The following is a 21,702-nucleotide window of genomic DNA, read 5'->3' on the forward strand; positions in this document are numbered from 1 at the left end:
AAGCCGGATGGCCAGCGGTTCAACCCGGCGGCTCAGGAGGGAAGTTCGTCGAGCCGGGCGAGGACTCCGGTGAGCTGTTCCACCATGGGGCGGAACGAGACGGAGCGTTCGGCGGCCAGCGCCCGGTAGAGGCCGAGCGCCTCCGTCGCGGCGGCGCGCGCCTCCGCGTGCTGGTCGAGGTCGCGCCGGAGCAGGGCGAGGATGCGCAACCCGGCTGCCAGCAAGTGCAGATGGGAGACCGGATCGGCTCGATGGAGTGTGCGGATGATCCCGACCGCCTCGACGGCCGGGGCGAGTCCGTCCGAAGGGCGATGAGCCAGGCCGGAGTTGACGGCAATGGCGGTCAACGCCTGTACCAGCGACAGCAGATGGGTGTCGGGATCGGACTCGGCGAGCCTGCGCCAATGGGCTGTCGTCCCCTCGGCCAGGGCCAGGCTCTCCGCCCACCGGTCGGGTTCGCCGAGGACGTCGGCCAGGCCGGTCAACGCGGCTGTCAGAGACGGGAGATGGTGCGGCGGCACGGCTGCGGCCAGCGCGCGGCACCGGCCGAGGGTCTCGCGGGCAGCACGGACGGCCCCGGCGACCTCCCCGGCCGGCCGGAGCTGCTCGACGAGCCGGACCAAGGCGTCGACGAGACGCGGCAGTTGGCTGTCCGGGGCGGACTCGGCCAGGGCCGCGCGGATCTCGACGGCCTCCGCGTAGTGGAGGACCGCTTCGGCGTGGCGGCCCAGGCCGCCGAGCTGGCCGGCGAGGCCGCTCAGCGATTCGGCCAGCCCGGCCGATCGCGCGGCGTGAGTGCGGAGGTGGTCCACCGCTTCGACGCGGTCGGCCAGTGCCTGGTTCGTCCGGCCCAGCAGGACGAGGTGGGCGGCCGATTCGTCGAGCGCGGCGGCGAGGCCGATCGCGTGGTCCCCGGGGTGATCGGCGTCGAGCGAGCGGCAGAGCCCGATCGCCTCCTGAGCGACCGTCCATCCTTCCTCCGCACACCCGTGAACACCGAGGTGGAAGGAGAGGTTGAGCAGCGCGGCGACGAGTTCGGACCGGTCGGCCCGCACCCTGCGGGCAACGGCCAGCGCCTCCCGGGCCACGTCCAGGGCCTCGGACGGACGGTCGACGGCGTTCAGGTGATTGGTGAGGGTGAGGAGAACGAGGAGCAGCGTCGACAGGTGCGCGTCCGGGTTGTGCTCCGCGAGGCCGCGGAACAGCGCGGCCGCCTCCTGCGCCGAGGACAGGCCCCGTTCCCGGCGACCGAGGACCAGACAGAGCTGGGCCTCGCGGGTGAGCGCCCCGGCGAGCGCGGGCAGGTACGTGTCCGGGACGGACTCCGCGAGCGACCGGTACAGGTCCACCGTGCGGCGGGCCGCCTCCGCGCTCTCCGGCAAACGGTCGAGACCCTGGAGCCGCAGGCTCAACGAAGCCGTCACGCTCGCCTCCAGGAACTCGTCCGCCTCCGCCCCGAACTCGGCGAGCCGGTGCGTCACCGCGAGCGCCTCCTCGGCGGCGGCCAGTCCCTCCGCGTCCCGTCCGAGACTGCCGAGGACGGAGGACAGGTTCACCAACGCGGAGACCAGCGGGGACAGCCCGGCATCGTCGCGGGACCGGTGCAGCGCGACGCCCTCCTGGGCGGCGGCCAGCGCCTCCTCGTGGCGACCGGCCTCGGCGAGCCGCACGCCCAGGTTGCCGAGCATGAGCGCGAGGCCCAGGGTGTGGAAGTCCGGATCGGCGTCGGCCGGCGACCGGAACAGCTCGACCGCCTCCTGCGCGGCGGCCAGACTCTCTTCGACGCGGCCGAGTTCGCGCATCCGGACGGACAGCGCGGTGAGCGCGGCGGACAGCCGCGGTCCGTACCGGTCGGGGTCGGCGGCCCACGCCGTCCGCAGCCGGCCCGTCACGGTGCGCGCCAGCCGGGCCGCCTCGTGCACCAGGGCCTGGCTGAGCCCCGGCATCAGTTGATCCAGCTCGAACAGGTCGTCCAGGGGCGTCCCCGGGTCCTCGACGATCGCCGCCAGCGCCGCCAGCAGCGGCCCCGGGCGCGGGGTGCGGGTCGCCAGCGGGACGAAGTGCCGGGCCAGCGCGGTGCGGTGGCGGACGCACAGCGAAGTGAGCGCGGCGTCGAGGCGGCCGTCGAGCGCCGGATGGGCGGCAGCGCGGGTGCAGACGGTGAGCAACTGGGCGGTGCGGTCCGGGTCGAGAGCGGGGAGCAGGTGCTCGGGCAGCGCCGGGTCGGTGTCCAGGACCCGGGCGATGTGGCGCTCCGCGAGGCGGTCGGGCGGCAGCGGGCCGAACGGGTGAGGTGCGGGCGCGGGGTAGAGCGCGCCGAGCCAGGCCGTCACGGTGTCGCGGCGGTCCCGTGACTGGTCGGCCAGCGCCGGGAGTTGACGCCACAGCCGGTCCGCCTGGTCCCGGTCGGCGGCACCCGCCAGGTTCGCGGCGGCGACCACCGCGTCCAGCGCCCGCACCGAGAGCGCGGGCGCGAGGCCGAGCGCCGACGCGGTGCGCTGCCAGTAGCGGCGTTCGTGGCCCAGCAGCCGGTCCTCCACCACAGCGGCGCCGGGCCGGCCCGCGAACTCGGCCGTCCCGGTGGTGTCCAGCAGGTCCGCCAGCGCCGCCATCTGCAGGGTCAGCGCATTGCCGAAGCCGGGCTGGTCGAGCCCGGGCGCCGTCGGCAGGGCCGCCGCCACGCCCGCCCAGTCGGGGCCCGCCTGGCCGTCCACGAACGGCAGCGCGGCGGCCAGCGCGTCCAACGCGGCCCGGTACGCGGGCGGGCGGGCGGCGGGCTCGGCCAGCAGCGGGTCCAGCCGCCGGGTCGGGGCGAACTCCAGATGGTCCTGCGCGACGTCGTCGGCGGTGACGGCCTGCTGCCACCAGTCGCCGTCGGTGCGGGCCAGCAGCAGCACCTTGAACGCCGCCGGACCCCGGTGCGCGGCCGCCGCCGCGACCAGCGCAGACAGCTGCGCGGTGCGGTGCTCCGCGTAGTCCAGCACGACCAGCAGCGGACGCGCCGCCAGCCGGCACTCCGCCAACTCCTCCGGCCCGGCGTCCGGGCGCGGCCACAACACCGCCCACTGCCGCTCCGACAGCCGCGCCGCCAACTCGTGCGCCAGCCGCGTCTTGCCCTGGCCGCCGGGCCCGTGCAGCAGCCACGCGCCGAACCCGCCCCGCCCGCACCACTCGACCAACTCGCCCAGCAGCTCCGCCCGCCCGTGGAACGGCACCACCTGCCGGGCCGCCCGCAACAGCGCCGCCGGCGAACGCACCGGCCCCGCCGCCCGCTCCGGGACGACCGCCGGATCGGCCAGGCGCCGCAACTCCACCGGCTCCAACGCGGCCGCCGGCACCCCGTGCGCCGCCAACACCGCCCGGAACGCCGGATCGTGGTGCAGCACGTACCCGGGCACCAGGTTCAGCTGCGCCCCGCCCGCATGCGCCCGGTCGGACGCCACCACGGCCACCAGCAGGTCGTCGCAGTGCACCGCCGCCCCCGAGAGGCCGCCCCACGGGGAACCTCCGGCGGACCACTGCGGCGGGTGCTGACGCAGGTCCATCACGTGCCGGTTCTCGACGAAACCGGTGCCCGGGTTCAACTCCCCGACCAGCTGCACCGCTTCGGCCGGCCGGCCCGGGCGCTGCGCGAGGTCGGGCAGGCCCCAGGTCGCGCAGGCCGTCCCCGGACGGTCCGTCACCAGCCGCCCCCAGCGCACCGGGCCCGGCGGCTCCGCCCACAGCGGGCCTTCGAGCAGCAGCAGCGCCGCATCGTCCCGACCGCCCGGCGTACCGCACCACACCACCTCGGCGCCGACCGGACCCGGCCCCGCCGGACGGAACACCCGCACGCCCGACGGGCCTTCACCGCGCGCCACATGGGCGGACGTCAACACCAGCCGCCCACCGACCGCCCAGCCCGACCCCGGCCCACCCAGACCGTCCACCCCCACCAGCCGCGCCCGCTCCACGCCGCCCCCGCCCCCTTGCCGCCCTGCCAAAACCCCACCACCTTAGGGCCTGTCCGGCCGATCTTGCCGGGCGCGCGCCGCCGGATCATCCCGGCTGGAAGCACCGCCGAAACATCCAAGTACACCCAGTACGAGGACGTTCCGGCGGCACTCCCAGCCGGGCGCCCGCCGCCGCGCGCTGATCCGACAAGATCGACCGGACAGGCCCTGGGCGGTCGGCGACAGGTGGGTTCGGTGGTGGCTGCCCGGTCACGGCAGAGGCCGCCGCCGTTCGGGGAACGGCGGCGGCCCGATGAGCGAATCGGCGGTGCGTCAGCGGCGCAGCGTGGTGACGGTGAGGCCCGGCGCGGAGCGGATCTCGGCCTCGGTGAAGCGCTCGGTCACCCACTGCTTGGCGGCGTACCGGCGGGTCTGGTCGGTGAAGTGCGGCGAGGTCGGGTCGGCCGACTCCCCGTAGGTGAGCAGCGTCCGGGTGCGCGGGCCCCGGTCGGTCAGCTCGGTGGCCATCACGAAGCTGGAGCCGTGCGGCACGCTCGCGCCGCTTGCCGGGTAGGTGCCGCCGCCCGCGCCCGAACTCGGCCCGGCCGTCAGCACGTTGAAGCACCCGATCTGCCCGGCGCACCCGTGCAGCGGGATACCCGCCCAGCGCTGCACGTCGCCGATCGCGGCGTTCACCGGCAGCCCGCGCGCCGCCGGCGCGCGGACGGCGTCGGCGAACGCGCGCTGCGCGTCCGGGCTGTCGGCGGCGATGCCGCGCGGGGTGGTCAGCGGCTCGGCCGGGTCGTACGGGACGGTCTGCCAGGCCCTGGTGCGGGTGCCCGCCAGCGCGTCGCGGTACGCCTGCCAGAGCACGGTGCCCCTGCTGTCGGCGTCGCCCCGGGTGTTCCACGCGGCGAGCACGTCGCACGCGGCGCGCACGTCCACGCCGGTGCCGTCGGAGGCCGTGATCTGCGGGTGGGCGCGGCACAGGGCGACGGCGTCGTCGCGGTCGAGCTCGGCGCTCTGTACGCGGTTGCCGAACATGGCGTCCTGCAGCGTGCCGAGGGTGAAGCCGGGCGCGCCCAGGCCGTCGGTGCCGGCCCGGCGGTCGGCGATCATCCGCAGGCCCAGCTGCGGCCGCGAGGCGAGTTGCGGGCCGCCGTTGTAGACGGCGGGCAGGCCGGCGAGTGGCGCGTCCGCGTTGGTCAGGTACGGGCCGTTGTTGGAGTTGGCGACGTAGTCGGTGCGGCTCAGCGTGGGGTGGTCGGCCGGCCCGAACACGCCGGGCACCCGCGCCTCCGGGTCGCTGCCCGGGTCGCACGCGGTGGTCGACCCGTTCAGCAGCCCGTCGATCATCGGATCGTCCACCAGGCAGCGCGCCCGCTGCTCGTCGGGCAGGTGCGGGACGGCGGAGGAGTCGGTGAAGTACGTGGTCCCGGACGTGTCGACGGCCGTGGTGTACACCCACGGCGCGCCCTGGTAGGTCCGCTGGGCCTGCCGCAGCTGGTCGAGGTTCTGCGAACGGCCCATCGCGATCCACTCGTTGAGGGAGCGGAGGTTGTCGGCGTTGGCGTCGCGCAGCGTGTAGGCCTGCTTGTCGGTCCAGCCGGCGGCCAGCACGAAGCCCTGCCGGGAGCGGTAGACGGTCCGCTCGACGGTGGACAGCGTGCCGTCGGCCGCCCGGACGGTGACCGGGACGGTCTGCGCCGTCATCCGCTCGACCTTGCCGTCCACCAGGTACGCGGTCGGGTCGCCCGGCACCAGCGACAGGCGGTAGAACGTCGCGTGGTCGGCGTAGCTGGTGGTGTGGCTCCAGGCGAGGCCGGCGGTGTGGCCGATCTGCAGGAACGGGATGCCGTAGAGGCCGGCGCCGCCCAGGTCCAGCACGCCCGGGATGGTCAACTGGGCCTGGTAGAACCGCTCCGAGCCCACCCACGGCAGGTGCGGGTTGGCCAGCAGCAGCCCGTGGCCGTCGCGGGAGGCGTCCCGTCCGATCGCCCAGGCGTTGCTGCCGGTGTCGGGGGTCTCGGCCGGCGCGGTGGCGGCCTTGAGCGCCGCCGGGCCCGTCGCGCCTGCGGCGGCCTTGAGCGCCGCCGGGCCCGTCGCGCCGGCGCCCGGGACGGCGGTGGCCGTCTCCTTCTTCGCCACGCCCGCAAGGGTGTTGACGTCGTACAGGATGTTCCATAGGTCGTCGGCGGTGATCGGCCCGACCCAGTCCTTCCCCCGGCAGGACGGGTCCGGGAGCCGGCCCACGCCGGTGTCGTGCAGGTAGCGGTTGTAGCCCGCGACGTAGCCGTCCACCAGCTGCCGCGCCTCGGCGGTCGGGCCGAGCGGCGCCGGCTGGTCGAGCAGCTTCCGCACCGTGCCGGAGCGGAGCAGGCTCTGCTGGTAGGTGTCGCTGTCCAGGTTGCGGAGCCGGTCCACGGTCTGCCCGTCCGGCCCGTACCGGCGCGAGCGTTCGCCGCGCACGGTGACCACCTGGTCGGCGAGTTGGCACAGGTTGTCCTGCGCGAACGCGTAGCCGTAGCCGTAGCCGAGACCGCCGAAGTCCTGGGCGAGGACGTGCGGGATGCCGAACTCGGTCCGCCGGATCTTGGCGGTCCAGCCGCCCCCCGCCTGCCCGGCCGCCAGGTCGGTGTCGGCGGCCTGCGCGGAGGCGGGCGCGAGGGCCGTCAGCAGGCCGGCGGCGAGCCCGAGGACGAGCGGGATCGCTCCCGAACGCCGTACTTTCGCGCGAGACTGACGGTGCGTCAGTTTCGTGTTCTCTGTCATGTGCTCCACGTTTCCGTCCCGGTCTGTCGTCGGTCATCGACCCACGGGACGACGTGGGCCTCGCCCGGCAGGCGTACGGACTACATCCGGAGGAGGACGGATCTCCGCACCGTGGTCGTGATCACCGTGGCGCGCAGTGAAATCGGTTGCCCCGTCCGGAAGTTGCCGGGGGCCGACCCGGCCGGGCGGTGGCCTGCGATGCCGTCCTGGGGCGGGGCGAAGCCCTGCGGGTGCGCCCGCTCGTCCCGGAGCGTGGTGACGGCGCGCACCCTGGGCGGCGACCACCGCGTGAGGCCCGACCTCTTCGACAGGACGACCGCCGCCCCTCCCCGGCCGGAGTTCCGGCAGGTCCTGGCATACTTCAGGCCCAACCGACCTGTGCGTGGAGGCCTTGGTGGAACGGGAGTTGACCGAGCCCTGGGAGGGCCTGCTGTGCACGCCCGACGGCGACGACAGCGGCGCGGGGGTGCTGGTGCTGGCCGGCTCCAGCGGGCGGGTCGATCGGGAACGGGCCCGACTGCTGGCCCGCGCCGGGCTGACCGCACTGGCGATCCGCTGGTTCGGCGGCCCCGGCCAGCCGCCCGGCATCTGCGAAGTCCCGCTGGAGACCTTCACCGCGGCGATCGACCTGCTGCAGCGCCGCGGCGTACGGCGCATCGGCGTACTCGGCTCCTCCAAGGGCGCGGAAGCCGCCCTGCTGACGGCCGTTCACGCCCCCCGGGTCGACGCGGTCGTCGCGATCTCGCCCACCTCGCTGGTCTGGAGCAACGTCGGCCCCGGCCTGGACGGCGCCGAGCGCCCGTACCGCTCCTGCTGGACGTGGCAGGGCCGCCCGCTCCCGTTCGTGCCGATGGACGAGACCTGGACGCCCACCGAATCGCCCGGCCGCCCGGTCGCCGTCCGCGGCGCCTACGAACAGGCCGCCCGGACCTTCCCCGACGCCCTGCCCCCGGCGGCCATCCCCGTCGAACACACCCGGGCCGACCTCCTCCTCGTCGCAGGCGGCGACGACGCGATGTGGCCCTCCGCCCCCTTCGCCGAGCAACTCGCCGCCCGCCGCCGCGCCGCCGGCCTCCCCAGTCGACTCGTCCACCACCCCGCCGCCGGCCACCGCCCCCGCCTCCCCGGCGAACCCCTGTTCCCCGCCTCCCCGACCTACGCCTACGGCGGCACCCCGGAGGCCGACGCCCTCCTCGGCGCGGCCGCCTGGCCGCACATCGTGGAGGTCCTGACGACCAGTCGGATGCGCTGACCGCGGGGGCCGGTGCCGGAGTCGGTCCCGATCGCCAGGGTGCCCTTCACGTCGTCGTGCGGTGCGGATCTCGCGACGGCTCCCTCCGACGGCGAAGGACCCTGTGATGACTGCTGAGCCGGTGCCCCGGCAGCCGCTCGACGACGAGCGGATCGGCCGACGGCCGGCCCGGATACGCGAACTGTTCGCGCGCCGGGCCGCCCTGCGGCCGGGCGACGGCGAGGTGTGGCGGACCGGCTGCTCCGCGTTGACGGAGGCCGAGGTGGTGGAGACGGAGAGCGGGCTGGGGCTGCGGCTGCCGGAGAACTATCGCCGGTACCTGCTGGAGTTCGGCGAGCCCGCCCACCTGCTGATGGCGTACGACGGGCGGCTCGTCCGCGAGCAGAAGGGCCCGAGGCCCGCCGAGCCCTTCCCCCTCGACCGCCCCTGGGCCGGCCTGTCGGCACAGATCACCGACTGGGAGGAGACCGAGGGGACCGACTTCTTCGAGGACGGACCGGGCGAGTTCTACGGCCAGTTCGACGATCCGGAGGCATGCGGCCCGCCTCCCAGCCTTCCCGCGCCGACCGATCGACGGCGCATCACAGGATCGATCGCCGACCCGGCCCGCCGTCGATCGGGCGATTGACGGAGGGCCGGAGACGGAGTCGTGATCGGCCGGCCCGGCTGTCACAGTCGCGACTCGGTGGGAAACCCGGTCCGGCGGAGCTCGGCCGGAAGGTGCGACATGTCGCCGTGGGCCAGCAGGGTGGCCGGGCGGCCCGGCGTCCGGCGGATGACGGTCAGCGAGGCGTTGCCGTGGTTGAGCCCGAGCCGGCGCCAGCTCGGCGCGTCCAGGGCGTGGCGCACCAGCCGGCCGATCAGGAAGTTGTGGGTCACCAGCAGCTCGTGGCGCTCCTCGCCGCCCGCCACCGGCTCGGTGAACCGCTCGACCGCCTGCGCCGCCAGCCGCAGGCCGCGCGCACGCTCCTCCGCCGTGGCCTGCGCGAGGAACGCGAGGAGGAAGTCCGTTCAGTCGGACGGCAGTTCGGCCCGCGACGGGACGTACGGAACATAGTCGCCCGCCGGCTCGGACACCTGCGCCGGGACACCGTCGAGCTGCTCGCACACCAACCGCGCAGTCTGCGCGGCCCGGGCCGGCGGGCCGTGATGGACGACGGACAGCGGCCGCCCCGCCAGCCGACGGCCGAGCAGCACGGCCTGCCGCCGCCCGCGCTCCGACAGCCCGCTCTCGTCCGCCAACGCCTCGCCTCGCCGTGCCAGGTACAGGTAGCGGGCGGCTCGTTCCGTCATCCTCGGGGCTCCTTCATGCGGTCGGTGCGTTCGGCGGCCGATCGTCATGACTCCCGCGCGGGGGCGACCGGTTCGCCGGGAGTCCGACCGGGCGTCGGGCGGGCAGGTAACGAGGCTCGTCGAATCACTCGCCCCGACTGCCCGCCGGGCGGTTCCATGGACTCACGCCGGAGGCTTGCCGGACACTTCACAGACCGTCCGGGAAGAAGCGCCCCAGCCGGTGATCACGGCCCAACTCCGTTCGTGGGAAAGGACATTGTCCATGAAGATCGCGCGCAGGCCGGCGGCCGCCGCCGGAATCGTGGCGGCCGCCATGGGGCTCGTGACGGCGGTGACCGGCCCGGCCGCCGCCGGCCCGGTGGTCGGCGTCGACCGCGCACGCTTCGTCGCGCACTTCGATGCGGCTGCCGGGCAGACCACGGAGAACATCGCCCTGGAGCCCGACGGTTCGGCCGACGTCACCTTCTCGGTGAGCCACCAGGTCGCCCACGTCGGCCTCGACGGTCGCACCCGGGTGCTGGCCACCCTCCCGACCCCGCCCGACGGCGGCGTCGACACGCCGGTGTTCGGTCAGCCGCTCGCCACCGGCATCGCCCGCGCCGACGACGGCACCCTGTACGTCCTGTACGTCGCGGGCAGCGCCGACCTGACGGGCGTCTGGCGGCTGAGCCCCGGCAGCCGCACACCGGAGCGCATCGCCGCCCTCCCGGCGGACAGCATCCCCAACGGCATGGCCCTGGACCGGCGCACCGGCACCCTCTACATCGCCGACTCGAACCTGAGCACGATCTGGACCGTCCCGGTCACCGGCGGCAGCGCGGTTCGCTGGGCCACCGCCCCGGAGCTCGCGCCGGCCGTGGGCGACCTCGGGGCGAACGGCCTGAAGGTGCACGGCGGTGCGGTCTGGGTCACCAACACGTCCTACGGGACGGTCCTGCGCGTCCCCATCGGCGACGGCGGCCGGCCGGGGGCGGTCGAGACCCGGGCCGCCGGCCTCGGCCCCGTCGACGACTTCGACTTCACCGGCCGCAGCGATCAGATCCTCGCCGCCCTCGTCGAGGGCCCCAGCCAAGTCGTCCTGATCGAGCCCGACGGCACCCGCTCCACCGTCCTTACCGCGGCGGACGGCCTCCAGAACCCGACCTCCGTTGCCGTACGCGGCCACACCGCCTACATCGGCAGCGCCGCCTACGCCACCGCCACCGACCCCAACCTGATCACCGCCCACCTCACCCCCGGGCCGTCCCACCCCTGACCAGGACACCCGAGCACCCGCCGGAGGCCGATTCACGGCAGCAGCGAGCGCTCCGCGGCCTCCAGCGCGAGGTGGATCGCGCCGGTGGCGGCGGACTCGTTGCGGAGGGGGGAGCGGTGCAGGGCGGGCGGCGAGAGGGCGATGCGGCCGAGACGGGCGCGAAGGTCGTCGACGAGGTCCGGGGCGCGTTCGATCGCGCCGCCGCCGAGCACGACGGCGTCGGGGTCGAGCAGGTGGGCGAGGGCGGCGAGGCCCGCGGCGAGGTGTTGGACGGCGCTGGCGCGGCCGGCGGGGTCGGTGAGGTCGACGTCGAGCAACTGTCGCTCCAGCCAGCCGCGTTCGGACGCATTGATGCGCGGGTCGCCGGGGCCGGCGGAGGGCGCGAGATGGCCGAGTTCGCCCGCCGCTCCCGTCGCGCCCCGGTGCAGGCGGCCGTGGATGAGCAGGCCCGAGCCGATCCGGGAACCCCAGTGGACGTAGGCCACGGTGTCGAGGCCGCGCGCCGCACCGCGCCGGTGCTCGCCGAGGACGGCGAGGTTGGCGTCGTTCTCCACCAGGATCGGACAGCGGGGGTGGGCGTCGCGCAGGTCGGCGAGGAGGCCGGCGACCGGCCATGGGCCGGGCGGGGCCGTCCCGGGGGAGGGGACGAGGCCGGGCGTGGCGACCGCGATGCCGCGCAGGCCGCCGGACTCGGGTACGGCGGCCAGCAGTTCGGCGAGGCGCTCGGACACCTCCCGCCCGGCCCGGGCGGGCGTCAGGCCGTGGTCGTCGAGCCGCCACCGGCCGACCACGGCGCACTGGAGATCGGCGAGCAGGACCACCAGCCGGTGCGGTCCGACGTCGATCCCGACGACATGGCCCGCCTCCGCCCGGAACCGGACCGCCCGGGCCGGCCGGGCCGGCCGGCCGAGCCCGGTGCGGGCGTTCTCCTCCCCGGCGCACTCGACCAAACCGGCCGCCTCCAGCACTCTGACCAGCTCATTGACGGTCGGCCGGGACGGTACCTCCTTGACGGGTGCGGACTCCGACACTTAGAAAGGAAACCCACTCAATGATGTGTCACCCCGTCAACTCCCCGTCCCTGAAGGGAAGTCATGACCGGCACGCACGACCCCGCCGACTGGTTCGCCGACCGCCGGGCCGTTCTCTTCGACTGCGACGGTACCCTCGCCGACACCCACACGGCCCATTTCAAGGCCCTGTCCGACACGCTCGGCCCGCTCGGCATCCGGATCGGCCGGGACTGGTACCAGGACCACACCGGCACCTCCACGCCGGAGACCGTCCGGGCCGCCCTCGACCAGCACGACGTCACCCCCGCCGACCCGCTGGAGGCCCTGGTGGCGGCCTGTGAGAGGCGCTACCTCGACCACCTCGACGACGTCCGCGAGATCCGCTGGGTCGCCGACCTGGCCCGCTCCCTGGCCGGGTGCCTGCCGATCGCGGTCGCTTCCGGCGGCATGCGCGAGACGGTCGGGGCGACCCTGCAACACCTGGGCCTCGCCGACCTGTTCGCCTGCACCGTCACCCGCGACGACGTCACCGAGGGCAAGCCCGCCCCGGAGATCTTCCTGCTCGCGGCCGAGCGTCTCGGCGTCCCCCCGACCCGTTGCCTGGTCCTGGAGGACACCGACTCCGGCCTGCTCGCCGCCCGCCGCGCCGGCATGCCCGCCGTCGACATCCGGACCCGCACCCGCACCGCCGGCTGACAGCGGGGGACGGCATTCGGTCAGACGGGCGGGATACGGGCGCGCAGGAGGCAGAAGACGTTGCCCTCCGGGTCGGCGAGGACGTGCCAGGGCTCCCGGCCGGTCTGGCCGACGTCGGCGGGCTTCGCGCCGAGGGCGAGCAGGCGGGCGAGTTCGGCGGCCTGCTCGCGGTCGGTGGGGCTGACGTCGAGGTGCAGCGGGAGGCGGGACGGGCGGGGGTCGGTGGTGGGGCTGAGGATCAGCGTCGGCAGGGGGCCGCCGAAGCCGGTGGCGGGCGGGCCGATCTCGATGCCGCCGTCGGGTTCGCGGCCCAGTTCGACGTAGCCGAGGACCTCGCACCAGAACGCGGCGAGGAGCTCGGGGTCGCTGCAGTCGAGGATCAACTCGCTGATACGGCATGCCATTCGGCCATCCTAGAGAGGCAAGGGTGCCCTGCGGGGGCATGCCGGGGATAGGCTGCGCGAGATTCGGGGGAACGGCTGAACGGGGTGTGGCATGGAGGTTCTGCGGGGCAGTCACCGGGTCCACTTCGTCGCCGCGTGGGTGCTGTGCGCCGTCGAACTGCTCTGCCTGGCGGCCACCGTGCCGCCGCTGCGGTGGGTGGCGCCGGCCTGGCTGTGGGCGTCGACGCTGGCCGCGATCGTCCTGGTCTTCGCCGCCGCCCTGGCCCGCTCCTGGTCCGTCCCGTTCCTGCGCCGGGACAGGGTGGACGGACTGCCGCACCAACTGCGGCGGCTGCCGCGCGGGGTGAAGCTCTGCTACGTGCTGACGGCCTGTCTGATCGCGGTCGGCCTGGCCACCGGCTCCGACGCGGCGGAGGTCCACAAGGACGCCACCGGCTACTACTGGACGAAGGCCGAATCCGGCGCGCACGGACGCACGTTGGTCCGCACCGAGATCGGCCAGGCCGAGTACGACCGCCGACGCGGGGCGGAGGTCCGGATCTTCACCGGCGTCCCGGCCGCGTTCGCCGTCATCGGCAGCTTCCTGGTGCTGGCCGCCGCCCTGACCTCGTTCGGCGCCGCCGACGACCCGCGGACGGGCCGCCGGCGGCGACGGCGGTGACGAACAGCCCGACCTCGGCGGGCCGTTGGGGCGTCAGCCGAGGCGGGGCCAGTCGAGGAGGAGCGGCAGGAGCGCCGGGTCGGCGCCGGTGGTGCGGACGGCCGTGGGCGGACGTCGCCGGTGCAGGGTGAGGAGCAACTCGCTGGCGGGGCCGGCGAGTTCGAGCGCGACCGGGTCCTCGTCCGGGGCGAGGGCCTTGGCGCCGTCGGCGGTGAGTTCGACGAGCCAGGTCGGGCCCTCGTCGGTGCGCAGGCGGACGCGGGCCGGTCCGTGCGTCCAGTGGTCGGCGGTGCCCCAGGAGAGGACGAGGAACTCGTCGATGCCGTCGAGGGCGACCTCCTCAACGACCGACTGCGGTGCGCCGACCGCGAGTTGGGCGTCATGGGCGTGGACGGCGACCTCCTGCACCTGATGCCGGGCGGCTGCCCCGGTGGTCTGCGGGGCGTCGGTGCCCGGCCACCACGTCCAGCACGGGCCGTCCGGGCCGGCTGCGCGAAGTGCCTTGAGCAGATCGGCAGTTGTCTCCGCCGAGCGGGCGAGTTCCTGCTCGGCGGAGAGACCGGTCTCCAACTCGGGCCGGCTCGGGACGAAGCCGGCCCCGGCGGTGACGGCGGACGTCCAGAACCGCTGCACGACGGTGACGTGTTCGAGCAGGTCGGGCAGCCGCCAGCCCGGGCAACTGGGGACGACGGCCCGCGGGTCGGGCGCGGCGGCGACGGTGCGGCGAAGGGCCGCGGAGTGCTCGTCGATCTGGGCCAACAGGGCCGGGAAGGCGAGTGTGAGAGCCATTCCCCCTGCCTATCACGGGCCCTCGCCGCAGCGCGCGGGAATTGTTGCGGAAAACGTACCGATAAACACTGTGGAAAGATTTATTAATGTGATATGATGTGGTGTCAGCATATTAGTTTTCTGGGCATGGACCATCACGCTCCCAGTCGAACCGCCCTGATGTCGGCCGCCGCCCGCGCCGCCCACCTGCTCGTCGATCAGCAACCGCCGATCTTCGCCGACACCCTCGCCTCCGCCCTGCTCGGCGAGCGCGCGGACGAACTGCTCGGCTACCACCGCGCGTTCGGCGCCCACCCGATCCTGGCCGGTGCCCGGACCACCGCTGTCACCCGCAGTCGCTGCACCGAGGACCGCCTCGCCGAGGCCGTCGCCCGGCGCGGCATCGACCAGTACGTGGTCCTCGGCGCCGGCCTGGACACCTTCGCCTACCGCAGCGAACTCGCCCACCCCGTCCGGGTGTTCGAGGTCGACCACCCGGCCATGCAGGAGTGGAAGCGGGCCCGGCTGACCGCCGCCGGAATCGCCGTCCCGACCACCGTCTCCTTCGTCCCGCTCGACCTGGAACAGGGCGACCTGACCGATGCCCTGACGGCTGCCGGATTCGACACCGAACGGCCGGCGGTGGTGAGTTGGCTGGGCGTGACGATGTACCTCGGCACCGAGGCGATCGGCCGGGTGCTGTCAGCCGTCGGCGCGCTCGCGCCCGGCACCGAACTTCTCGCCGAACACCTGCTACCCGCCGAACACCGCGACCCCGCCGGGCAGTTGTACGCCGAACAGGTGCACGCAGCGGCCGCCGAGAACGGCGAACCGTGGCGGACCTTCCTCACCGTCGAGGAGATGGACACCCTGCTGACCGGCCACGGCCTGCGCCCGCTCGGCTACCTGCGCCAGCGCGACACCCTGGTCCCCCAGCCGTGGGAGGAGCGGACCGATGCGCTGCGCCCGTTCGAACTCTCCGTGCTGGCCCACGCGGTGGTGCCGGAGCGGTAGGCCGGGGCGCTGCTGCGGGAGCGTCATACCGGGGTAGCCCCGGGCGAGTTGGCTCCCCGGTATGACGGTTTCGCACCCGCCCCGCCCGTACCGTCCCTCCCGTGCCGAAGAACGTAGCGAAGACACCAGTAGGGGGACGGACGATGGGCAGGCGGGGACGGGCGATGGCGGCGGCGGTGCTGGCCGCGACGGTGGCGCTGGGCGTGGCCGGGGCGCCGGGCGCGATGGCGCAGACGGTGGGGCGGCAGGCCCCGGCCGGGCAGTTGGCGACGGCGACGCTGCCGGCGCCCACCGGCCCGTACGCGGTCGGCACGACCAGCGTGCACCTGGTCGACCAGGGACGGGAGGACCCGTGGAAGGCCGGACGGCCCCGCGAGCTGATGATCAGCCTCTGGTACCCGACCGCCCGCCCGGCGTCCGGCACCGACCGAGTGCCGTACATGACCCCCGACGCGGGCGCGCACTTCGGCAGCGCCGGGAGCGTCGGATGGATGAACGAGCGCTTCGAGCCCGACCGCACCGACTGGTCGGGGGTGCGCACCCACGCCCGCGTCGACGCGCCGGCGCTGCCCGGCCGGGTCCGGCCGGTGGTGCTGTACTCGGCGGGCCTGGGCGACCCGCGCACCTGGGGGACCGGCCTGGTGGAGGACCTCGCCTCGCGCGGCTATGTGGTGGTGACCGTCGACCACACCTGGGAGGCGTCCGAAGTCTCCCTGCCCGGAGGCGAGTTGGCCACATCGGTGTTCCCCGAGCTGGCCCAGGACCCGGCCCTCGACATGGGCGCGCTGCTGCGGAAGATGATCGGCACCCGGGTCGACGACACCAGGTTCGTCCTCGACGAGCTGGCCCGGCTGAAGGACTCCCGCACCCTGCCGCCCGGCGTCGGCGCGGCCCTCGACCTCGGCCGGATCGGCATGGTCGGCCACTCCGGCGGCGGCTCCACCGCCCTCCAGGCCATGCACGACGACCCGCGGATCTCTGCGGCCGTCAACATGGACGGGCAGCTGCACTTCCCCGGCTCGGACGGCCGCACCGGCGTCTACCTGACGGATGTTGCCGAGAAGGGCCTGGACCGCCCGTTCCTGCTGCTCGGCACCCGCAACGGCGACTCCGGCCCGCACCAGCAGCAGCCCGGCTGGGAGGCGCTGTGGCAGCACAGCACCGGCTGGCACGCCGACTTCACCCTCGACGGCTCCCGCCACGCCTCGTACACCGACGCCGAGTCGCTGCTGCCGCAACTCGCCCGCCAGGGCGCGATCTCCGCCGAGGCGCTGCACGAGGGCGTCGGCGACATCCGGCCCGACCGGGCGGTCCTCGCCACCCGGACGTACGTCGCGAGCTTCTTCGACCGCTGGCTGCGCGGCCACGACGACCACCTGCTCGACGGGCCCTCGGGGAACTTCCCGGAGATGGTCTACGAACCGTGACCGGCCCGGGGCTCAGAGCCCGGCCGGGTCGTCCAGGACGGCGCGCAGACGGGCGACGCACTCGGCGACGAAGGCCGGATCGCTCTCCCAGTAGTACGGCACCCCGCTGATCGCCACGGCCACCGCCCATCCGCAAGCCCGTTGCCACGTCTGCTCGTCGACGCCGAGGGCGGCGCGGTAGGCGTGGCGGGCGGCGGCCGGCACGTCCCACAGCGGGGCGTGCTCGGCGTCCGGGAAGCCGATCGACAGGCAGCCGAAGTCGATGAGCGCGTGCAGCCGGCCGTCCCGGACCAGCAGGTTGGACGGCTTCAGGTCGCCGTGCAGCCACACCGGGGGTGCGGACGGGGCGGGCAGGGCCAGCGCGGCGCGCCAGACGGCTTCGAGGCGGTCCAGGTCCAGGTCGCGGTCCAGGTCAAGGCCCTGGCCGGAGTCCTGGCCGGAGTCCTGGCCGAGGCCGGGGAGGGCGCGGGCCTGCGCGAAGGACGCGCCGATCGAGTCGGCGCAGGCCGCCAACTCCTCGCCCCGGTACCACTGGAGGCCGTGCCGCTCGTCCTCGGGCGGCAGCGGGACGGCGTGCAGGGCCCGGACCGCCGCCGCCAGCTCCGTCCCGAACGCGGCCCAGTCGGCCACCGACTCCGGGCCGGCCTCGGCGCCCTCGATCCACCGGTACACCGACCACGGCAGCGGGAACCCGCCACCGGGCCTGCCCCGGTGCACCGGCTCGGGCACCACGCATGTCAACTCCGGTGCCAGGCGCGGCAACCAGACCTGCTCCTTGCGCACCGCGTCGGCCGTCCCCGGCGTGCGCGGCAGCCGCACCAGCAGCCCGTCACCGAGCCGGAACATCCGGTTGTCGGTGCCGGACCCGGCCGCCCGGACGGGCAACTCGGCCCACTCCGGCCGCTGTTGCGCCAGCAGACGGCGGACCAGCAGTTCGTCGGTCGGGATCTCGTCCTCGTGCAGTGTCATGCCTCCGAGGATTCAACACGCACCCGTTCCGAAGCGAACGAAATACCCCCGGGGCCGGGGGAGGCGCCCGCCGCACGCGGCCGGTCAGGCCGCCGCGAGCGGGAGCAGGCCGCGCTCGGCGAAGACCTCCTTGGCGGCGAGGGTGGCGTTCAGGGCGCGCGGGAAGCCGCAGTACACGGCGGAGTGCAGCAGGGCCTCGACGATCTGCTGGGGGGTCAGGCCGACGTTCAGCGCCGCGTTCACGTGCACCCGCAGCTGCGGCTCGCAGCCGCCCAGCGCGGTGAGCATGCCGAGGGTGACCAACTGGCGATCACGCGGGGCGAGTTCGGGGCGGGCGTAGATCTCGCCGAAGCCCCAGGCGGCGACCTGGTGGGCGAGCTCCGGCGAGACGTCGGACAGCGCGGCGAGCACGTTCCGGCCGGCCTCGCCGTCGATCCGGCCGAGGACGTCGAGGCCGTGGTCGAGGCGCTGCTGCCGGGTGGTGGCGGCGTCAGTACTGGTCATGGGGTGGTCTCCGTTCGTGGGTGCACGGTGAATGGTGGAGACCGTAGGAGTTGGAGTGCGCTCGAACGCAAACGCGAGTCAGGCCTCGTTCAGGGCCGGAGGAGTGCGCAGAAGCGGTCCAGGGCGAGGTCGGTGCGGTGGCGGTCCCCGGTGGTGGTGAGGTCGAACAGCAGGCCCCGGACGACGGCCATCACCAGGGTGGGCGTGACGGTGTCGCCCGGGCCCGCGGTGATGCCGCGGAGCGTGGTGCCGAGGGTGTCGAACCAGCCCGTGATCGCCTCGGCCCGGTCCGGGTAGTTCTCCGGGTGGGCGAGACCGTCGGCGTGCACCTCGAAGAACAGCCGGACGAACGGGGCGCGCTCCGGGGCGCTCATCCAGGTCCAGATGGCGCGCAGGTGCTCCTCGGCGGAGACGGCCGTCGGGGGGAGCTGTTCGGTCAGCCGGTGCGCGCCCCGGCGGCGGGCCTCGGCGAGCACGGCGGCCACCAACTCCTGCTTGCTGCCGAAGTCGTAGAGCAGCATCCGCGGGCTGGTGTCGAGCGCAGCGGCCAGCGGGCGCAGGCTCAACCCGGCCAGGCCGTGCGCCAGCACGTAGTCGGTCGCCCGCGCCAGGGTGGCCTCCCGGCGGTCCGGGTCCGGCGGTCGGCCCACGGTGAACGTCCTTTCTTCGCTGCGGAGTTGAACGTGCGTCGGTATATGGTACGACTGTTTCAACAACGAGAGGGGACAGTCATGCACACCCGGGCACTCGTGCTGGGCGCCGGAGGCCTCGTCGGCACGGCCTGGACGGCCGGCCTCGCCGCCGGACTGCGCCGCAGCGGGCTCGACCCGGCCGACGCCGACCTCTTCGTCGGCACCTCGGCCGGCGCGATCACCGCAGCCCTGCTCGCCACCGGCCGGGACCCCGACCACCTCGCCACCCCGCCCCGCCCCGCCGGCGGCACCCCGCCCCAGGTGGACGGACGCCGCCTGGGCGAGGCGTTCGCCGTCCTCCGCGACGCCGCCGCGAACCCGGACGAGGCCCGCCGCCGGGTCGGCCGGATCGCGCTCGCCGCCGAGACCGGCCCCGAACAGGCCCACATCGACCGGATGCACGCCATGATCGGCACCGACCGCTGGCCGTCCTCGCGCGAGCTGCTGATCCCCGTGACGGACGCCGAGACCGGCGCCCAGACGGTCTTCTCCCGCACGAGCGACGCACCGCTGGCCGCCGCCGTTGCCGCGAGCACGGCCTTCCCGGGCATCTACCCGCCGATCACCGTCAACGGCCGCCGCTACCTCGACGGTTCGCTGCACTCCGCGACCAACGCCGCACTCGCCACCGGGGCCCGCACCCTCGTCGTGGTCGACCCGCAGGCGCACCTCTTCCCCCGCGAACTGCTCCACCGCGAACTGGCGGCCGCAGCCCCGCACACCGCCCTGACCATCGAGCCGGACCAGGCTTCCCTGCACGCCTTCGGTCCGGACCTGAACGACCGAACGGCCTGGGCCCCGGCCTACGCCGAGGGCCTCCGGCAGGGCGCGGAGACGGCCGAGGAGTTCCGCCTCGCCTGGAAGACCGGAGCCGACGCGGACCGAGACTGACCAGCCGCGGGCGGCCCGCCCGACCGGACAGTCACCGGTGGCACTGCGGAAACCGTGTCGCGGCCGGCGGCGACGGCGTGCGACGGTGACCGCCATGACTTCCGATCCGATCGCCCAAGCCCGGCGCCTGGTGAACGACCGCTTCCCGGACGCGCTCGCCGCCGTTCTGGCCGGCTCGGCGGCCTCGGGGCGCGCCACGGCGTCCAGCGACCTCGACATCGCGGTCCTGATGCCGGAGGACGGCGCGACCTACCGCGAGACAGTGCGCTTCGAGGAACGCGTCGTCGAGCTCTTCGTCCACACGCAGGCCGGCCTCACGGACCTCTTCGCCGTCGACGCGGCCTCGCGCCGCGCGGTCGCCCAGAGCATGTACGCCACCGGCCGGGTGCTGTTCGACCCGCACGGGCACGGCGCCCGGGCCCGGGCCCGCGCGAAGGCCGACCTCCTCGACGGGCCACCGGCCCTCGACCCGGAGGCGGTCGACACGAAGCGGTACGGACTGACCGACCTCCTGACCGACCTGACCGACTCGACCGACCCGACCGACCCGACCGACCTGGCGGACACGCGGGACCGGATCGAGGAACTGGCCGTCGCCGGTGCGGTCCTGAGTGCGGCGGCCGACCTGCTCTGCGACCACCGCCGCGCCTGGGTCGGCAGCGGCAAGTGGTTCGCGCGACGCCTCCGGGAAGCGGACGGGACGCTCGGCCCGGCCCTGCTCGAAGGCCACCGCCAGCTGTGCCACTCCGGCGACCCGGCCCTCCTGGCCAGGGCCGCCGAGCAGGTGCTCGACCTCGTCGGCGGCCCCCTGTCCGTGGGCTACCGGAGGACCTGGCGGGGCGTCGCCGAGTCGGCCGCCGGGCGTCGAGCGTCGGCCGGGCCAGGGCCGCGCATGGGAGTGCCCCGCCGGACGGGGGTGCCGGTCCGGCGGGGCGGGTGGAGGAGGGCGTCAGGGCTTGAGGATCAGGCGGATCGGGTTGCCCTGCTTGGTGTGCAGGCGCTCGACGGCCTCGGCGGCCCGGTCGAGCGGGAGGACGTCGCTGACCGAGCGGGAGAAGTCGAGGCGGCCGCCGGCGGCGAGGGAGATCAGCTGGGGGACGGCGGTCTCGCCGGAGCCGTAGTGGCCGAGGATCTGCTGCTGGAGGTAGGAGAAGCGGACGCTGTTGGTGACCGTCAGCGGCTGGTCGGTGAGGCCGACGAGGACCAGTCGGCCGTGCGCGCCGAGGACGGTCATCGCCTGCTCGCGGACGGCGGGCACGCCGGCGAAGTCGAAGGCGGCGGCCAGGCCGGCCCCGCCGGTCGCGGCGCCGATCTTCGCGGCGAGCTCAGGGTCGGCCGAGTCCAGGACCAGGTCCGCGCCGAAGGCGAGTGCGCGTTCGCGGGCGGCGGGGGAGGGGTCCACGGCGACGATCGGGTTCGCGCCGATCGCCCGGAGCAGCTGGACGCCGTGCGCGCCGAGACCGCCGACACCCCACACGCCGACCGGCTCGGCGGGCCGCACCTGGCCGGTGGTGGTGATGGCGCCCCACGGGGTGGAGACCGCGTCCGGGATGATCGAGCCCTGCTCGAACGAGATCGACTCGGGGAGCGGAATCAGGGTGTCCTTGCGGGCGAGCGCGTACTCCGCCCAGCCGCCGTCGTAGTCCACGCCGCGCGTCCAGGTGATGCCGTCGCGCTGCTCGCCGGCCTGCAGGACGACCCGGTCGCCGACCTGCCACTTGCCCGCTTCCTCGCCCAACTCGGCTACGGTGCCCGCGACTTCGTGCCCGAGGGTGACGCTCTCGCCCGGGAGGTAGAGCGGGGTGAGCGAGCCGTCGATCAGGTGGACGTCGGACAGGCAGACACCGGCCGCCTCCACCTTGATCAGCACCTGGCCGGGGCCGGGGACGGGACGCTCCACCTCCTCGACGCTCAGCTTGCGGGTGGGCAGGTGCAGGCGGACGGCACGCATCCGGGCCATGGTCGATCCTCTCCGGCCGACGGCGGGCTGTCGGCGGCCTTGTTGCCGCAGCGCCCTGCGCGGATATCGAGGGATATCGCAAGGCGACTTGCATTGCCGAGGCTACGACGCTGTGCGCAGCAATGCAAGGAGGCCTGCGTTAGGCTTCGGGGGTGTCGAGCGACAAGCAGAACGGACCTGCGGAAGACGAGGCCGGGCC

At 74.7% G+C, this 21,702-nt stretch carries 17 protein-coding genes and 2 pseudogenes; 9 read left to right on the plus strand and 10 right to left on the minus strand.

What is annotated here, in order from left to right:
* Window positions 1-32: 32 nt before the first annotated feature.
* Entirely contained in the window at window positions 33-3,953 is a 3,921-nt protein-coding gene (locus tag AMK19_RS38220) for a P-loop NTPase (RefSeq protein ID WP_143200386.1), read from the minus strand.
* 312 nt (window positions 3,954-4,265) lie between these two features.
* On the minus strand, window positions 4,266-6,704 hold the full coding sequence (locus AMK19_RS25250; protein ID WP_083647336.1) for a penicillin acylase family protein: 2,439 nt from the start codon (window positions 6,702-6,704) through the stop codon (window positions 4,266-4,268).
* A 394-nt stretch (window positions 6,705-7,098) separates the two neighbouring features.
* Here AMK19_RS25250 and AMK19_RS25260 point away from each other — a divergent pair, with 394 nt between their 5' ends.
* Both AMK19_RS25260 and AMK19_RS25265 read left to right on the plus strand, forming a co-directional pair.
* On the plus strand, window positions 7,099-7,956 hold the full coding sequence (locus AMK19_RS25260; protein ID WP_241844573.1) for an acyl-CoA thioester hydrolase/BAAT C-terminal domain-containing protein: 858 nt from the start codon (window positions 7,099-7,101) through the stop codon (window positions 7,954-7,956).
* A 106-nt stretch (window positions 7,957-8,062) separates the two neighbouring features.
* The gene (locus tag AMK19_RS25265; RefSeq protein ID WP_073815581.1) at window positions 8,063-8,584 is read left to right on the plus strand and encodes an SMI1/KNR4 family protein; all 522 of its coding nucleotides are present in this window, start codon (window positions 8,063-8,065) and stop codon (window positions 8,582-8,584) included.
* A gap of 41 nt (window positions 8,585-8,625) precedes the next feature.
* Here the strand turns inward: AMK19_RS25265 and AMK19_RS25270 are convergent.
* Window positions 8,626-9,249: pseudogene (locus tag AMK19_RS25270) on the minus strand (histidine phosphatase family protein).
* Window positions 9,250-9,511: 262 nt separating this feature from the next.
* Between AMK19_RS25270 and AMK19_RS25275 the strand changes: the two are divergent.
* Complete coding sequence (locus AMK19_RS25275) at window positions 9,512-10,504, plus strand: hypothetical protein (RefSeq protein ID WP_073815583.1); 993 nt, start codon at window positions 9,512-9,514, stop codon at window positions 10,502-10,504.
* Between the two features lie 32 nt (window positions 10,505-10,536).
* Here AMK19_RS25275 and AMK19_RS25280 read toward each other — a convergent pair whose 3' ends face one another.
* Window positions 10,537-11,535 (minus strand): ROK family protein, encoded by a 999-nt coding sequence (locus tag AMK19_RS25280; protein ID WP_083647338.1) that lies wholly within the window; start codon window positions 11,533-11,535, stop codon window positions 10,537-10,539.
* A 63-nt stretch (window positions 11,536-11,598) separates the two neighbouring features.
* On the opposite strand from AMK19_RS25280, the gene AMK19_RS25285 reads away from it, so the two are divergent.
* Complete coding sequence (locus tag AMK19_RS25285) at window positions 11,599-12,213, plus strand: HAD family hydrolase (RefSeq protein ID WP_073815586.1); 615 nt, start codon at window positions 11,599-11,601, stop codon at window positions 12,211-12,213.
* 20 nt (window positions 12,214-12,233) lie between these two features.
* On the opposite strand, the gene AMK19_RS25290 is transcribed toward AMK19_RS25285, so the two are convergent.
* Window positions 12,234-12,617 (minus strand): VOC family protein, encoded by a 384-nt coding sequence (locus tag AMK19_RS25290; RefSeq protein WP_073815588.1) that lies wholly within the window; start codon window positions 12,615-12,617, stop codon window positions 12,234-12,236.
* Between the two features lie 91 nt (window positions 12,618-12,708).
* On the opposite strand from AMK19_RS25290, the gene AMK19_RS25295 reads away from it, so the two are divergent.
* The gene (locus AMK19_RS25295) at window positions 12,709-13,278 is read left to right on the plus strand and encodes a hypothetical protein (protein WP_073815590.1); all 570 of its coding nucleotides are present in this window, start codon (window positions 12,709-12,711) and stop codon (window positions 13,276-13,278) included.
* A gap of 33 nt (window positions 13,279-13,311) precedes the next feature.
* Here the strand turns inward: AMK19_RS25295 and AMK19_RS25300 are convergent, their stop codons facing one another.
* On the minus strand, window positions 13,312-14,067 hold the full coding sequence (locus tag AMK19_RS25300) for a maleylpyruvate isomerase N-terminal domain-containing protein (protein WP_073815592.1): 756 nt from the start codon (window positions 14,065-14,067) through the stop codon (window positions 13,312-13,314).
* Between the two features lie 126 nt (window positions 14,068-14,193).
* Between AMK19_RS25300 and AMK19_RS25305 the strand changes: the two genes are divergently transcribed.
* On the plus strand, window positions 14,194-15,060 hold the full coding sequence (locus AMK19_RS25305) for a class I SAM-dependent methyltransferase (RefSeq protein WP_241844574.1): 867 nt from the start codon (window positions 14,194-14,196) through the stop codon (window positions 15,058-15,060).
* A gap of 143 nt (window positions 15,061-15,203) precedes the next feature.
* Window positions 15,204-16,487: an alpha/beta hydrolase family protein gene (locus AMK19_RS25310; RefSeq protein ID WP_073815595.1), complete on the plus strand. Its 1,284-nt coding sequence runs from the start codon at window positions 15,204-15,206 to the stop codon at window positions 16,485-16,487.
* Window positions 16,488-16,499: 12 nt separating this feature from the next.
* Here AMK19_RS25310 and AMK19_RS25315 read toward each other — a convergent pair whose 3' ends face one another.
* The 3 genes from AMK19_RS25315 to AMK19_RS25325 form a co-directional block, all read right to left on the minus strand.
* Window positions 16,500-17,456 (minus strand): phosphotransferase, encoded by a 957-nt coding sequence (locus AMK19_RS25315; RefSeq protein WP_073815596.1) that lies wholly within the window; start codon window positions 17,454-17,456, stop codon window positions 16,500-16,502.
* An 84-nt stretch (window positions 17,457-17,540) separates the two neighbouring features.
* On the minus strand, window positions 17,541-17,960 hold the full coding sequence (locus AMK19_RS25320) for a carboxymuconolactone decarboxylase family protein (RefSeq protein WP_073815598.1): 420 nt from the start codon (window positions 17,958-17,960) through the stop codon (window positions 17,541-17,543).
* Between the two features lie 89 nt (window positions 17,961-18,049).
* Complete coding sequence (locus tag AMK19_RS25325; protein WP_073815600.1) at window positions 18,050-18,610, minus strand: TetR/AcrR family transcriptional regulator; 561 nt, start codon at window positions 18,608-18,610, stop codon at window positions 18,050-18,052.
* 81 nt (window positions 18,611-18,691) lie between these two features.
* Here AMK19_RS25325 and AMK19_RS25330 point away from each other — a divergent pair, with 81 nt between their 5' ends.
* Together AMK19_RS25330 and AMK19_RS38475 are read left to right on the plus strand one after the other, a co-directional pair.
* Window positions 18,692-19,543, plus strand: coding sequence for a patatin-like phospholipase family protein (locus AMK19_RS25330; protein ID WP_073815601.1), 852 nt, complete (start codon window positions 18,692-18,694; stop codon window positions 19,541-19,543).
* Window positions 19,544-19,637: 94 nt separating this feature from the next.
* Window positions 19,638-19,778: pseudogene (locus AMK19_RS38475) on the plus strand (nucleotidyltransferase domain-containing protein); the annotation flags it as partial.
* 714 nt (window positions 19,779-20,492) lie between these two features.
* Here the strand turns inward: AMK19_RS38475 and AMK19_RS25340 are convergent.
* Complete coding sequence (locus AMK19_RS25340; RefSeq protein WP_073815605.1) at window positions 20,493-21,503, minus strand: zinc-binding dehydrogenase; 1,011 nt, start codon at window positions 21,501-21,503, stop codon at window positions 20,493-20,495.
* Window positions 21,504-21,702: the final 199 nt, after the last annotated feature.

This window comes from Kitasatospora sp. CB01950 (genome assembly GCF_001905465.1).
Taxonomy (GTDB): Bacteria; Actinomycetota; Actinomycetes; order Streptomycetales; family Streptomycetaceae; genus Kitasatospora.

Excerpts from the sequence above, each read along its gene's own strand:
- AMK19_RS25305 (WP_241844574.1), top strand. The coding sequence starts at position 14,194 with ATGGACCATCACGCTCCCAGTCGAACCGCCCTGATGTCGGCCGCCGCC.
- AMK19_RS25265 (WP_073815581.1), top strand. The coding sequence starts at position 8,063 with ATGACTGCTGAGCCGGTGCCCCGGCAGCCGCTCGACGACGAGCGGATC.
- AMK19_RS25310 (WP_073815595.1), top strand. The coding sequence starts at position 15,204 with ATGGGCAGGCGGGGACGGGCGATGGCGGCGGCGGTGCTGGCCGCGACG.
- AMK19_RS25290 (WP_073815588.1), bottom strand. The coding sequence starts at position 12,617 with ATGGCATGCCGTATCAGCGAGTTGATCCTCGACTGCAGCGACCCCGAG.
- AMK19_RS25295 (WP_073815590.1), top strand. The coding sequence starts at position 12,709 with ATGGAGGTTCTGCGGGGCAGTCACCGGGTCCACTTCGTCGCCGCGTGG.
- AMK19_RS25275 (WP_073815583.1), top strand. The coding sequence starts at position 9,512 with ATGAAGATCGCGCGCAGGCCGGCGGCCGCCGCCGGAATCGTGGCGGCC.
- AMK19_RS25320 (WP_073815598.1), bottom strand. The coding sequence starts at position 17,960 with ATGACCAGTACTGACGCCGCCACCACCCGGCAGCAGCGCCTCGACCAC.
- AMK19_RS25315 (WP_073815596.1), bottom strand. The coding sequence starts at position 17,456 with ATGACACTGCACGAGGACGAGATCCCGACCGACGAACTGCTGGTCCGC.
- AMK19_RS25340 (WP_073815605.1), bottom strand. The coding sequence starts at position 21,503 with ATGGCCCGGATGCGTGCCGTCCGCCTGCACCTGCCCACCCGCAAGCTG.
- AMK19_RS25285 (WP_073815586.1), top strand. The coding sequence starts at position 11,599 with ATGACCGGCACGCACGACCCCGCCGACTGGTTCGCCGACCGCCGGGCC.
- AMK19_RS25250 (WP_083647336.1), bottom strand. The coding sequence starts at position 6,704 with ATGACAGAGAACACGAAACTGACGCACCGTCAGTCTCGCGCGAAAGTA.
- AMK19_RS25330 (WP_073815601.1), top strand. The coding sequence starts at position 18,692 with ATGCACACCCGGGCACTCGTGCTGGGCGCCGGAGGCCTCGTCGGCACG.
- AMK19_RS25300 (WP_073815592.1), bottom strand. The coding sequence starts at position 14,067 with ATGGCTCTCACACTCGCCTTCCCGGCCCTGTTGGCCCAGATCGACGAG.